Source organism: Bacillus sp. EB106-04-04-XG123 (assembly GCF_058791855.1).
The window spans coordinates 340,706-353,600 of sequence record NZ_JBYTDZ010000004.1; the positions used below are offsets into that span (position 1 = coordinate 340,706).

Annotated in this window: 12 protein-coding genes, 1 pseudogene and 1 riboswitch; of the genes and pseudogenes, 11 read left to right on the forward strand and 2 right to left on the reverse strand. The window is 41.1% G+C overall.

What is annotated here, in order from left to right; all coding sequences use genetic code 11:
- Window positions 1-111 precede the first annotated feature (111 nt).
- The 6 genes from dctP to AC3WTB_RS14510 all read left to right on the forward strand — a co-directional run bounded on the left by dctP (window position 112) and on the right by AC3WTB_RS14510 (window position 6,368).
- On the forward strand, window positions 112-1,380 hold the full coding sequence (dctP, locus tag AC3WTB_RS14485; protein ID WP_260775321.1) for a C4-dicarboxylate transporter DctP: 1,269 nt from the start codon (window positions 112-114) through the stop codon (window positions 1,378-1,380).
- A gap of 198 nt (window positions 1,381-1,578) precedes the next feature.
- Window positions 1,579-2,601 carry an AI-2E family transporter gene (locus AC3WTB_RS14490; RefSeq protein ID WP_039176691.1) on the forward strand — a complete coding sequence of 341 codons (1,023 nt, stop codon included), beginning with the start codon at window positions 1,579-1,581 and terminating at the stop codon, window positions 2,599-2,601.
- Window positions 2,602-2,664: 63 nt separating this feature from the next.
- Window positions 2,665-2,798, forward strand: a riboswitch (cyclic di-AMP (ydaO/yuaA leader).
- 76 nt (window positions 2,799-2,874) lie between these two features.
- Window positions 2,875-4,116, forward strand: coding sequence for a dicarboxylate/amino acid:cation symporter (locus AC3WTB_RS14495; protein WP_039176692.1), 1,242 nt, complete (start codon window positions 2,875-2,877; stop codon window positions 4,114-4,116).
- Between the two features lie 127 nt (window positions 4,117-4,243).
- A complete protein-coding gene (locus AC3WTB_RS14500) occupies window positions 4,244-5,170 on the forward strand; it encodes an ABC transporter ATP-binding protein (protein WP_492333898.1) in 927 nt (308 codons plus the stop codon).
- Window positions 5,148-5,915, forward strand: coding sequence for an ABC transporter permease (locus AC3WTB_RS14505; protein WP_039176696.1), 768 nt, complete (start codon window positions 5,148-5,150; stop codon window positions 5,913-5,915). The genes AC3WTB_RS14500 and AC3WTB_RS14505 overlap by 23 nt, the downstream gene beginning before the upstream one ends.
- A gap of 117 nt (window positions 5,916-6,032) precedes the next feature.
- The gene (locus AC3WTB_RS14510; protein WP_008359528.1) at window positions 6,033-6,368 is read left to right on the forward strand and encodes a hypothetical protein; all 336 of its coding nucleotides are present in this window, start codon (window positions 6,033-6,035) and stop codon (window positions 6,366-6,368) included.
- 97 nt (window positions 6,369-6,465) lie between these two features.
- On the opposite strand, the gene fbpB is transcribed toward AC3WTB_RS14510, so the two are convergent.
- Together fbpB and AC3WTB_RS14520 are read right to left on the reverse strand one after the other, a co-directional pair.
- Window positions 6,466-6,615 carry a Fur-regulated basic protein FbpB gene (fbpB, locus tag AC3WTB_RS14515; RefSeq protein WP_065215285.1) on the reverse strand — a complete coding sequence of 50 codons (150 nt, stop codon included), beginning with the start codon at window positions 6,613-6,615 and terminating at the stop codon, window positions 6,466-6,468.
- 308 nt (window positions 6,616-6,923) lie between these two features.
- Window positions 6,924-7,244 carry a thioredoxin family protein gene (locus AC3WTB_RS14520; protein WP_012008983.1) on the reverse strand — a complete coding sequence of 107 codons (321 nt, stop codon included), beginning with the start codon at window positions 7,242-7,244 and terminating at the stop codon, window positions 6,924-6,926.
- 184 nt (window positions 7,245-7,428) lie between these two features.
- Between AC3WTB_RS14520 and AC3WTB_RS14525 the strand changes: the two genes are divergently transcribed.
- The 5 genes and pseudogenes from AC3WTB_RS14525 (at window position 7,429) to cshA (ending at window position 12,799) form a co-directional block, all read left to right on the forward strand.
- A complete protein-coding gene (locus tag AC3WTB_RS14525; protein WP_039176698.1) occupies window positions 7,429-8,511 on the forward strand; it encodes a D-alanine--D-alanine ligase in 1,083 nt (360 codons plus the stop codon).
- Window positions 8,512-8,591: 80 nt separating this feature from the next.
- Window positions 8,592-9,956, forward strand: a complete 1,365-nt coding sequence (locus AC3WTB_RS14530; protein ID WP_039176700.1) for a UDP-N-acetylmuramoyl-tripeptide--D-alanyl-D-alanine ligase — start codon at window positions 8,592-8,594, stop codon at window positions 9,954-9,956.
- Window positions 9,957-9,974: 18 nt separating this feature from the next.
- On the forward strand, window positions 9,975-10,667 hold the full coding sequence (locus tag AC3WTB_RS14535) for an alpha/beta hydrolase (protein ID WP_099662927.1): 693 nt from the start codon (window positions 9,975-9,977) through the stop codon (window positions 10,665-10,667).
- 127 nt (window positions 10,668-10,794) lie between these two features.
- A pseudogene (locus tag AC3WTB_RS14540) lies at window positions 10,795-11,134 on the forward strand (avidin-fold protein).
- Window positions 11,135-11,299: 165 nt separating this feature from the next.
- Window positions 11,300-12,799, forward strand: a complete 1,500-nt coding sequence (cshA, locus tag AC3WTB_RS14545; RefSeq protein ID WP_024427371.1) for a degradosome RNA helicase CshA — start codon at window positions 11,300-11,302, stop codon at window positions 12,797-12,799.
- Window positions 12,800-12,895 lie beyond the last annotated feature (96 nt).

Below are 12,895 nucleotides of genomic sequence, written 5' to 3' on the forward strand. Positions count from 1 at the left end.
CCAAAATGTACGATATGTCCATAAGCTTCACAGTCTTTGATGAAATCGCTATCATTTACCTACAGATAATAGTTAAGCGTTTACATCAAAGGGTGAGGGAGTTGATTTTTTATGAAAAGGCTTTTGAAGAACCTGACATTTCAGGTGATTGCAGCTGTCATCATCGGGATCATTGTCGGGATGGTGTGGCCAAACGTCGGAAAAGAAATGAAGCCGCTTGGTGATACCTTTATCAATGCCGTTAAAATGGTCATTGCACCAATTATTTTCTTAACCATTGTTCTTGGTATTGCCAAGATGGGGGATATGAAAAAGGTTGGAAAAGTTGGGGGGAAAGCATTTATTTATTTTGAAGTCGTCACGACACTTGCTCTGGTCATCGGTCTTTTTGTTGTGAATATCATGAAGCCAGGTGCAGGTCTTGACTATAGCAAGCTTGAAAAAGGGGATGTCTCACAATATACCCAAAATGGCGGACAGGGCATCGACTGGATGGAATTTGTCACACACATCGTTCCATCTAACATGGTAGATGCTTTCGCAAAGGGTGATATTTTACAGGTCTTATTCTTCTCTATTTTATTCGGTGTTGCGCTCGCTGCACTTGGCGAGAAGGGGAAAGGCATCATCGAATGGCTTGATAAGCTGTCACTCGTTTTCTTTAAAATCATTGGATATATCATGCGTGCTGCGCCGCTCGGTGCATTTGGGGCAATGGCTTATACAATTGGACACTTTGGGCTGGCATCAATTAAACCGCTGGCAAGTCTGATGCTCTCCGTTTATATGACAATGTTCCTGTTCATCTTCGTTGTACTGAACATCATTTGTAAAATGTATGGCTTCAGCTTGTTCAGCTATCTGCGATTTATCAAGGATGAAATTTTGATTGTTCTTGGCACAAGCTCTTCAGAATCTGTGCTGCCAAGAATGATGGATAAAATGGAACGCTACGGCTGCTCTAAATCTGTTGTTGGTCTTGTTATTCCAACAGGCTATTCCTTTAATCTAGACGGAACTTCAATCTATTTATCGATGGCCGTCGTCTTCTTGGCGCAAGTGTTCGGTGTAGACCTGTCCATCGGTCAGCAGATCACGATTATCCTTGTTCTGATGCTGACATCAAAGGGAGCTGCTGGGGTGACAGGAAGCGGATTTATCGTGCTTGCCTCTACACTTGCAGCACTACAGGTTATTCCGCTAGAGGGGCTTGCACTGCTGCTTGGTGTTGACCGCTTCATGAGCGAAGGAAGAGCCATCACAAACCTCATTGGTAATGGAATCGCAACAATTGTTGTCGCAAAGAGTGAAGGTGAATTTGACGAATCGAAGAGCAAAACAGCACTTCAGGAAATGCGAAATATGAAGCAGGCTGTTTAGTATAAAAACAACCAAAAACCGAAACCTTATGTTCTACATAGGTTCGGTTTTTTCTTGTGTAAAAAATAAAATCAATAAAATGACTACGAATCGTAAGACCTCGTTGACCTTTTATTATATAATTTACAGAAAGATCCGATATAATGTATATCAGATACGATGAAAAATAGACTTTAGTCCTGGCAGGTGTGTAACGTAATGGCGGCATTTTTAAAATTGTTCGAAAAACCCGGTGTTAAGCGGTTTTTAGTATTTGTAGTATTAGCCACAGCATTATATCTATTAAGGGGAATGATGAATTTAATTCTTCTGACCTTCATTTTCACCTTTTTGATGAATCGGTTAGAAGAGGTCATTAGAGGCTTTTTAAATCGCTTCCTGAAAATAGGACAGAAATCGGTCATTACTATTTTGTATATTCTTCTGGCTGGTGGTTTGACATTTGGCGGTTTCGTTTTTGTACCAATCATCGCCAAACAGGTGGAGCAGCTATTCCATTTAGGAAAGAAAATCGCAGATCATCCACAAGATTTACCCTTCTTTGACGTCATCACGAACGTATTTGGTGATTTCAAAATATCAGCTTTCTTTGAGAAAGGGTTTAATTTCCTCTATACATATTTAACTGATTTCAGCACGTTCAGTATCCAGGTCATTATGTCCTTAATATTAAGCATGTTCTTCCTGTTCGAAAAGGAACGCCTCATTCAATTTATGAACAAGTTCAAAACGAGTAAAATCTCCGTGTTCTATCATGAAATTGCCTTCTTTGGACGTAAATTTTCCCGAACGTTTGGAAAAGTACTCGAAGCACAGTTTATTATTGCAACCGTTAATTGTGTGCTAACGACAATTGCGCTAGGCATTATGGGTTTCCCGCAGTTATTTGGCTTAGCGGTCATGGTCTTTTTGCTAGGCTTAATCCCAGTAGCGGGTGTGGTTATCTCTCTTATTCCACTCAGCATCATTGCGTATACACTTGGAGGCGGAATGTATGTCCTCTATATTGTGCTGGTGATCGTGATTATCCATGCCATTGAAGCTTATTTCTTAAATCCGAAGCTCATGTCAGCTAAAACAGAACTCCCTATTTTCTTCACGTTTATTGTGCTGATCTTCTCTGAACACTATATTGGCATTTGGGGACTTATTATAGGTATCCCAATCTTTGTGTTTATTTTAGATATTCTTGAAGTTACAAATAGGGAAGAAAGTAATTAAAAAGTTCATATGAACCTGTTTACAATTTTCCGAAAATAAGGTATAAATGGTATGAAAATATCATATTACCACACGCTTAATCCTTCTAAAGGAATGGGGGACCCATGTTTTTGGGGTGAATTTTTCTTATCTGAGAAAAAAGGACATCTCTTCGTCCTAACCCGTCAGCTAACCTCATCAGCGTGAAGAGAGTAGACAGTGGTACACGTATGGACACGCAGGCCCACGAGAAGACTCTCTCGTGGGCTTTTTGACGAGGAAGGGGAGATTTTATTGAAGCTAGCGACGAAAATTATTATTGCCTTGTTTGTAGGTGCCATCACAGGATTGCTGCTTAACCTTTTTGCTCCAAATGTATTCAAAGTGTTAGATCCGTATTTATTTACACCTCTAGGTCAAATCTTCTTAAATCTGATTAAAATGCTGGTTGTGCCCATTGTATTCTTTTCGATCACGCTTGGTGTAGCAGGCCTTGGTGATCCGAAAAAGCTAGGCAGAATCGGCGCAAAAACCATTACTTACTTCCTGCTCACTACGACTTTTGCCATCATCATTGGCATTTCATTAGCTGTGTTAATCAAGCCGGGAGCCTTCGGCAATTTTGATACAAAAGCAGCTGATTATTCCGCAGAGGAAGCCCCATCAATGGCAGAAACACTACTCAACATTATTCCAACCAATCCAGTCCAATCGTTAGTTGAAGGAGATATGCTTCAAATTATCGTCTTCTGTGTATTTTTAGGTCTTGGCATCGCCATGCTCGGTAAAAAAACGGAAGGCTTGCTAAAGCTGTTTGAACAAGGAAATGAATTAATGATGTATCTTGTCGGTGTTGTGATGAAATTTGCACCGTACGGGACATTCGGTTTGATTGCAACCGCGATCGGCAGTCAGGGGCTGGATGCCATGAAAGCGATGGGACTTTACTTTTCGGTCGTGTTAATTGCGCTCATCCTGCATTTCTTCCTGACATATGGTTCAACCGTTGCGATCTTAGCTAAACGAAATCCAATGGAATTCTTTAAAGGATTTTCCCCGGCGATGGTTGTTGCATTTAGTACATCAAGCAGTAACGCAGTGCTGCCGGTTTCAATGGAAACAGCGCAAAAGCGTTTAAAGGTACCAGAGCCGATTTCAAGCTTTGTGCAGCCGCTTGGTGCAACCATCAATATGGATGGCACAGCCATTATGCAAGGTGTTGCGACCATTTTTATCGCTCAAGTATATGGGGTTGAACTGACGTTTGTTCAAATGCTGACTGTTGTGTTAACGGCTGTATTAGCAAGTATCGGTACAGCAGGAGTGCCAGGGGTAGGGCTCATCATGCTGGCCATGGTTTTAAATTCCGTGAATCTTCCTGTTGAGGGAATAGCGCTGATCCTTGGCATAGACCGCTTATTAGATATGGCAAGAACCGTAGTGAATATTACAGGTGACGCAGCATGTGCGGTGATTGTTTCTGAAACCGAAAAGAAGCATGAAAAAGAAGCGCCGACACCTAACCTATCTCTTTAATAAGCAAGAAGGGCTGATTGGATCAGTCCTTTTTTTCATGGATTGATTTGTCTCGCGTGATATACTTTTTAAAGGATGAGCGGTCGTAACTGCCGCCATAGGCTTTACATCAGAAGGAGGAACCATTTTGCAGTCTGCTGTTTTAAAAGTAGAGAAAGTCGATAAACAAATTGGCCGAAAAATGATTTTGCAGGATATTTCTATAGACATTGGGCGGGGAGAAATTGTCGGATTACTTGGCCCCAACGGGTCTGGAAAAACAACCTTGATTCGATTGATCGTTGGCTTGATGAAAAAAAACAATGGCCGCATCATGATCAATGGATATTCACAAGATGAGGATTTTCTCGGGGCGATGTCATCTGTTGGTGCGATCATAGAAAATCCAGAATTTTATTCGTATTTAACAGGCTTTGAAAACCTTGAAATGTATGCAGCGATGCACGACGGGGTGACGGAGGAACGCATTCAGGAAGTAGTGGAAAGAGTTCGCCTGGAGGATGCCATTCATCAGAAGGTCAAGACGTATTCGCTAGGGATGAAACAAAGGCTTGGGATTGCACAAGCTATTTTGCATCGGCCAAACCTGCTCATTTTAGACGAACCGACAAATGGACTAGACCCTGCAGGAATGAAGGAATTCCGGGAGCACTTGCAAATGCTCGTAAAGGAAGAAGGAACCTCGGTGTTATTTGCGACGCATTTATTGCATGAGGTAGAGGAGCTATGTGACCGCATGATCATCATTCAAAAGGGACAGATCAAAGCTAGCACTCATCTCCGTGATATGGAAGGGAAAGAGCAGGTGCTGATGAATATTCAGCCAATAGAAAAGGCGGTTTCATGGCTTGACGCAGAGGAGTATACATATGAACGAGACGGAGCTCGTGTACTGCTTCAACTGAACAAAGAACGTGTGCCAGAACTGAACAAACAGCTTGTGCTGGCGGGGTTTGATGTACTTGAAATGACGCCTCAAAAGCAATCAATTGAAGAGGCGTTTATGAAATGGACGGAAGGCGGGAAGACAGATGCTGAACCTCATCAAGAATGAGCATAAGAAAATTATGAGGAAAAAAATCACATTCATTGCTCTTGGGTTGATCGTTGTATTTCAACTAGCAATGGCTCTCACCTTGAAACGAGTCATATCAAGCTTTGGTGGACAAGACACAGTCGCAAACTATTTTGCTTATTCCACGAATGTCGTGTTTATTTTACAGGTGCTTGCTGTCGTTATTGGCGCGACCTTGATCTCAACAGAGTTTCAGAAAAGGACGATCAAGTTTTTATTGATCAGGCCAAAAACAAGACTGCACATTTTTCTGTCAAAATACATCACACTTCTGCTGACAGTCATTTATTTGTTTGTTTTTTATTATGTGTTAGCTTTTCTATTTGGTCTTATTTTCTTCGGTACTGATTTTGATGAAAGAACGGGGCAATTATTTCAGCATACGTTTGCCGTCATTGGATCTCAGTGGGTGGAAGTGGTCATGATGGCAAGCTTTGCTTTTATGTGTTCCAGTTTGTTTAGAAACAGTCTTGTTGCACTTGTGACCTCGTTTTTTGTTTTATATGCGGCGAAATCACTTGTACCGATCATGTCGCTCTTAGAAAATCAGTGGGGGAAAATCCTTCTTTTTGCGAATACGGACTTTACTCAGTACAGCTTTCAAGGACCGCCGCCTTTTCATGGGATGAGCCTTTTGTTTTCTCTATTTATAGTGGGGGCGCATTTTGTTTTCTTTGTTGGATCGGCTTGGATTCTTTTTTGGAAACGTGATGTAAATGTGTAAAAATTGTGTCAAATAACAAGAAAAATTCGTGACATCTTTGTGAAAACGAGTCTGTATTTCACGATAACCGGCCGATTTTGTCTTATAATAAGAAGGAGTCATGGAGGTGGCACTATCGTGAAAAATTTCATTACGGCTTTACCAATTTTGTTGCTGCTGTCGTTTTCGTTTGTGTCTTTTGCCTTCCAGTTTGATCATCTTGTTTATTTCAGACTAGCGCTGGGGATCTTTTCGTTAGCCGGTCTTTTCTTTCTGTATACACTTAAAAGAAACATGAAATGGTTCATGGTTTATTTATATGCGAGCTGGATCATTCTTGCTGCCGTTACAACATTTGAGGAACCAGTCTTTTCTCAATTTTTCTTCGGTGGTTTAACGATGACAATGGGTTATCTCACATATATGCTCATTTATTTAGGAATGAAGCAGGACCGTGTAGCGAAATCACATTAAAACAAAAGCCGATAAAATCGAATAACAGATTTTATCGGCTTTTTTATTTTATTGAAGCAGACAAAAGAGCAGCCAGTGATGACTGCTCCTCTTGTAGTTATGATTCACGCCCAGCAGCTGCAAGCTGCTTCTGGTGTTTTTTGTCGATGGTTTCGTATATACTTTCCATCATTTGAGGATCGCGCATGATCGCCTTTTTGTTCTCTTCAATCAATTGCTGATAGGTTTTGATCTTCTTCTTAGACATGTGACTCATCGCTCCTTTATTAGAATGACCGTTTATAGGATTTCACATAGATGAAATTGATAATCATTTTCAATTAGCAACTCCATTATACAAAGACAAATGTCATAAGTAAAGATTCAATTCAGAAAATTCACGTAACCGACATATTCCAAGCTGTATCGACGCTGCATTCTTTCCCAGGAAATAATTTTGTCATGACTTGTCGTAAGGGAAAACATCAATTTGAAACGTTTTGGCTGCGAAGCTCGTCTTATGAAGAGATTTAAAAAGAAAAAAGACACCAGCAAAAGTTTGCTGATGTCCTTCAATTAAGAAACGTGCTCTTGAAGAAACTCTGTCACTTCTTCAGGCGATTTTGCGTTTGCACTGTGTAAATGCCCTGTTTTTTCACCATTTTTGAAAATTAACAAGCTTGGAATACCCATTACCTGATACGTTTCCGCTAATTCAGGGAAATCATCTTTATTTATTTCAAACCATTCATGGTGAGCATAAGCTTCTAGGATGTCTGGAATGAACATGTCCATTCTTGTGCAGTCAGGACACCATGTTGCAAAGAATTTAACGATGACTTCTTTGTCTGATTGAATTATTTCATTGAATTGTTCAGTACTTGTGATTTTTTTCAATTTGTCACAACTCCTTTTCAATGTCATTTTAATATAAAATTAAGGCGAATGACATACAAATGCTCGGGAGGCGCTTACAACCTTTACAAATCATTTCAATTACGTAACAACAAAAATTAATTAGAGCATTTTTGCTTGAAAGTGATAAGATAGTAAAGATGAATTTTAGTGGGGGGAGTATCCATTGAAAATAAGTTTAGGATTGATTTACGGCGGAAAGTCAGCCGAACATAATGTATCACTGCAAACAGCCCTTGCAGTTACAAAAGCACTTAACACTGAGAAGTTCGATATACATCCAATTTATATTACAGAAGAGGGTGAATGGTTAAGAGGAGAAAAACTCACTGAACCAGTATCAAACGTCAAAATGCTTCAATTTGAACAGAACGCAAAGACGTTTTTACCAACTTCTTTAAATGAAAGCATGTTTCCACAGCCTGCAACGGTTGATGAGAAAATTGATGTTGTCTTCCCGTTGCTGCACGGACCAAATGGAGAAGATGGCACAATGCAAGGATTACTTGAACTGTTAAATATCCCGTATGTCGGCAACGGCGTTCTCGCGTCTGCTGCGGGTATGGATAAAGTCATGATGAAAGATGTTTTTGCACAAGCAGGACTTGCACAAGCAAAGCACCTTTCCTTCAATAAAAAAGACTTTGAGAAAGCGACAACAGAAAGCTTAGAACAAGTGGAACAAGTACTTGGCTATCCATGCTTTGTGAAACCTGCCAACATGGGATCAAGTGTTGGAATTAGCAAATGCCGCAGCAAAGAAGAGCTGCAGACTGCATTCGACCTCGCTTTCCAATATGATCGTCGTGTGGTCGTAGAAGAAGGCGTTGTTGGAAGAGAAATTGAGATTGGTGTATTAGGCAATGATGAGCCAAAATGCTCTGTCGTTGGTGAGATTGCACCTAAAACAGATTTTTATGATTACAAAGCAAAATATGAAGATGGCGATACAGATTTGATCATTCCTGCGAGTGTGTCAGAGGATGAATATAAGACGATTCATGACATGGCAATTAAGGCATTTAAAGCCCTTGATGGATCTGGTCTCGTACGTGCAGACTTCTTCCTTACAGAAAAAGGTGAAGTGTTGATCAATGAAGTGAATACAATGCCTGGATTCACACCTTTTAGTATGTTCCCATTACTTTGGAAGCACACTGGTGTAGAGTATCCAGAGTTGATTGAAAAGCTGGTGTCACTTGCAATTGAACGCCATCAAGAAAAACAAACCATTAAAACAACTTTTTAATGTGAGCAGCAAGCAGACACTATCCTTAGGTAGTGTCTCTTTTCCTTCAAACGTGAAATGAGAAAGAGAGGCGAAAAATCATGATCAAACGTACAGTGAAACAAATCGCCCAAATGGCTGGTGGAACCCTATCTAATCAAGCTTTTGGCGAAGAGCAGATTCACGGAGTGACAACAGATACACGAAAAGTATCAGACGGCGCACTGTTTATCCCGCTTATTGGAGAACATTTTAACGGTCACACATTTGCTTCAAAAGCAGTAGAGCTTGGAGCATCAGCTGTTCTATGGAATCAAAAAGAAGCCAATCCGCCAGAAGGCGTTCCTGTTATTCTTGTAGAGGATACACTAGCTGCGCTTCAACAGCTGGCGAAATCATACTTAAAAGAAGAAAATCCTCGTGTTGTCGGTATTACAGGAAGTAATGGGAAAACCACAACAAAAGACATGATTCATTCCGTCTTGCAAACAGCGTATCAAGTTCATAAAACAGACGGTAACTTTAATAATCATATCGGTCTTCCGCTCACCATTCTTGCAATGCCAGAAGGAACCGATATTGCGGTTTTGGAGATGGGTATGAGTGCAAAAGGCGAAATCGAATTTTTATCAGACCTCGCTGAGCCGGATGCAGCAGTCATCACAAATATCGGGGAATCTCATATGCAAGATTTAGGATCAAGAGAAGCCATTGCCGATGCAAAATATGAGATCGTAAAAGGCTTAAAAGAAGACGGCGTCTTTTATTACCTAGGTGATGAGCCATTGCTTCGAGAAAGATCAAGTTCACTTTCTCAGCGTGTAAAAACCTTTGGAGAAGCAGAGGACTGTGATATCAAGGTAACGCACATCAACCAGCTTGCAGAAGGAACAGAATTTCAAGTAGAAGGGTATGCCCAGGGTTTTCTCATTCCTGTATTAGGGAAACATAATGTGAAGAATGCACTTGCTGCTATTGCAATAGGTCAGCATTTTGGGCTGAATGAAAGACAAATTGCCCAAGGACTGATGCAAACGAAGTTGACAGGGATGCGGCTTGAGCTGTTTAAAACAGACAAGGGAATCACTGTAATCAATGATGCGTATAATGCAAGTCCGACTTCAATGAAAGCGGCCATTGATCTTGTGGGGGATATGGACGGCTTTGCCAACCGTATTCTTGTACTTGGAGATATGCTCGAAATGGGCAGCGAAGAAGAAACGTATCATTATGAACTTGGCCGTTACATCAAGCCAGAATTTATTGATCATGTCATGACGTATGGCCGCCTAGGTGCATTTATTGCTGAAGGAGCGAAAAAATCATTCGGGGCTGAGCACGTATTCTCCTTTATGGACAAAGAGGACCTGAAGAAAAAACTAGCTGAAGTGGCAGGGCCTGACGATGTTGTGCTTGTCAAAGCCTCACGCGGTATGAGATTGGAAGAAGTCATTACTGCACTATAAAAGTGAGAAGGTGACAGAATGATTGGCTGTTTATGTATTCACGGTTTTACTGGTGCTCCTTATGAAGTAGAACCGTTGGCGCAATATTTAAAACAGGCGGCAGATTGGCATGTGCAGTCTGTCACGCTTCCGGGGCATGGGGATGAGCTTCAGTTAAAAGGCATTCTTTATCAAGAATGGATAGCGACAGCTGAACTCGAACTTCTATCTCTTTATCGGACTTGTGACACCGTGTATTTGGTCGGCTTTTCTATGGGCGGAATGATTGCTTCTTACTTAGCGGCGAAGTACCCAGTTGCCCGCCTTGTCCTTTTAAGTGCTGCGGCCAAATATGTGAACCCAAAACAAATGATGCAAGACACACGGCAGATGGTAAAGGAGTCCCTGTCAGGGATCGTTGATACAAACCCTTTATATGATCGATATCGCCATAAGCTCACAAGCACGCCGCTGTCAGCTGCGATAGAATTTATGAAGCTGGTAAAGCAAACGAAGAATTCGCTTGAGAAGCTTCATCTGCCTGTGTTAATTGTTCAAGGTGAAAGCGACGGGATTGTGCCTGCTTCAAGTGCAGAATTTATTTATCATAAAGTCCCGTCTCGCCAGAAAGAAATGTTTTATTTGCCGGATTGTAAACATCATGTTTGCCATGAGCCATGTGCCCAGCAATTGTTTGAGAAAGTAGAACATTTTCTAAAAAAAGCAATTTAATATATAGAAAAGCTAAAATGTGGCTAAACTAATATAAATTGAATCCCACTTGTTAAAATTTGCATCATTTTTGTCGAATGAGTGACAGGCCTATGGTACAATAGGAAAGAAAAGGTGGTTGATTCGGTTGTTTCAATATGACGGAAAAACCTTTATCCCGCAGTCTAATTCGAGTAACGGAGAAGTATCAGCAGGAACCATATTTCAATATCGTCAAGACGGGAATATATTAACGGGCACATATCAAGGCGGCAGTATTGTATCTGGCGTACTTGTAGGAACTGTGAATTTAGGATGGAACACTTCATTTTAGATACCACCATGTAAGCAAGGACGGCAGCATGAGAAGCGGGTCTTGCGATTCCACTCCTAAGCAGCTGGATAATGGAAAAATCCAACTGTTTGAAAAGTGGAAATGGATGGACGGAGACCAAAGTGAAGGTGAATCTGTCATTGTAGAGCAGTAGATATATCCATTTCTGTCTTGTTGAAAAACAAATAGTGTAATGGTAAGATATAAGGTAGGGTAATTCGGGCTTTGTATATAATGGACCTGTCCTTTCAGAAAAGGGCAGTTTTTAATGATCATTCACGAGATTACTGAAACAGCAATTAGAAGGAGTTTGAATAAATTGACTATAACGTTTCAAGATTTTCAATTAAGCGAAAGTCTCATGAAGGCTATTAACCGCATGGGATTTGAAGAAGCAACACCGATTCAAGCAGAAACGATTCCTCTCGGTCTTCAAAATAAAGATGTCATCGGACAAGCACAAACAGGTACAGGAAAAACTGCAGCATTTGGTATTCCTCTGGTTGAAAAAATCGACCCAGCGTCTCCAAATATCCAAGCGATTATCATTGCGCCAACAAGAGAATTAGCGATTCAAGTATCTGAAGAGCTATATAAAATCGGCCAAGACAAGCGTGCACGCGTACTTCCTATTTACGGTGGACAAGATATCGGCCGTCAAATCCGTTCGCTCAAGAAAAATCCTCATATCATCGTAGGGACTCCAGGACGTTTACTCGATCACATTAACCGTCGTACAATGCGTCTTCAAAATGTTGAAACAGTCGTGCTAGATGAAGCAGACGAAATGCTAAACATGGGTTTCATCGAAGACATTGAAGCGATCCTTTCAAATGTACCAAGTGAACACCAAACACTTTTATTCTCTGCGACAATGCCTGCACCAATTAAGCGCATTGCAGAGCGTTTCATGACAAACCCAGAACACGTAAAAGTAAAAGCGAAAGAAATGACTGTATCTAACATCCAACAGTTCTATTTGGATATTCATGAACGTAAGAAGTTTGATACATTGACTCGTCTTCTTGACATCCAATCACCTGAGCTTTCAATTGTCTTCGGCCGTACGAAACGCCGTGTTGACGAATTGACTGAAGCACTTAACCTAAGAGGTTATACAGCTGAAGGAATTCATGGTGACCTGACTCAAGCAAAACGTATGGTTGCACTTCGTAAATTCAAAGAAGGTTCAATCGATGTGCTTGTCGCAACAGACGTTGCAGCACGTGGACTTGATATCTCAGGCGTCACACACGTGTATAACTTCGACGTGCCGCAAGATCCAGAAAGCTACGTACACCGTATTGGACGTACTGGACGTGCTGGACGTACAGGTATGGCGATGACATTCATCACACCACGTGAAAAAGATATGCTTCGTGCGATTGAGCAAACGACTAAACGTAAAATGGATCGTATGAAAGAACCTACACTAGATGAGGCAATTGAAGGACAACAGCAAGTAACAGTTGACCGTCTACGCACGATCATCAGTGAAAACAACTTGAACTTCTACATGACAGCTGCTGCTGAATTGCTGGAAGATCATGATTCTGTAACAGTGGTTGCAGCTGCTATCAAAATGATGACAAAAGAGCCGGATGCAACGCCTGTTCGTTTGACAGATGAAGCACCAATGATTTCAAAACGTCATCGTAACAACCGCAGCTCTTCTAAACGCAGAGACGGCGGCGGTGGCGGAGGCTACCGTGGAAAAGGCAAGAACAGCCGTTCATCTTATGGTGATAAAAAGCGTTCTTCAAATGACCGCAATCGTTCTTCTAACGATCGTCGTCAAAAGAAATCTTATAACAACTAATATACAAGAGCGAATCCTTTGCAGGGTTCGCTTTTTTTAACAGGCTAAAATTGAAACTTTTTAGGCTTTGTTACGTAATATATTGATAGAAAAGTA

What these genes read in the sequence shown, in the direction of transcription:
- dctP (WP_260775321.1), top strand. Translation starts at nt 112, where the DNA reads ATGAAAAGGCTTTTGAAGAACCTGACATTTCAGGTGATTGCAGCTGTC.
- AC3WTB_RS14490 (WP_039176691.1), top strand. Translation starts at nt 1,579, where the DNA reads ATGGCGGCATTTTTAAAATTGTTCGAAAAACCCGGTGTTAAGCGGTTT.
- AC3WTB_RS14505 (WP_039176696.1), top strand. Translation starts at nt 5,148, where the DNA reads ATGCTGAACCTCATCAAGAATGAGCATAAGAAAATTATGAGGAAAAAA.
- fbpB (WP_065215285.1), bottom strand. Translation starts at nt 6,615, where the DNA reads ATGTCTAAGAAGAAGATCAAAACCTATCAGCAATTGATTGAAGAGAAC.
- AC3WTB_RS14530 (WP_039176700.1), top strand. Translation starts at nt 8,592, where the DNA reads ATGATCAAACGTACAGTGAAACAAATCGCCCAAATGGCTGGTGGAACC.
- AC3WTB_RS14535 (WP_099662927.1), top strand. Translation starts at nt 9,975, where the DNA reads ATGATTGGCTGTTTATGTATTCACGGTTTTACTGGTGCTCCTTATGAA.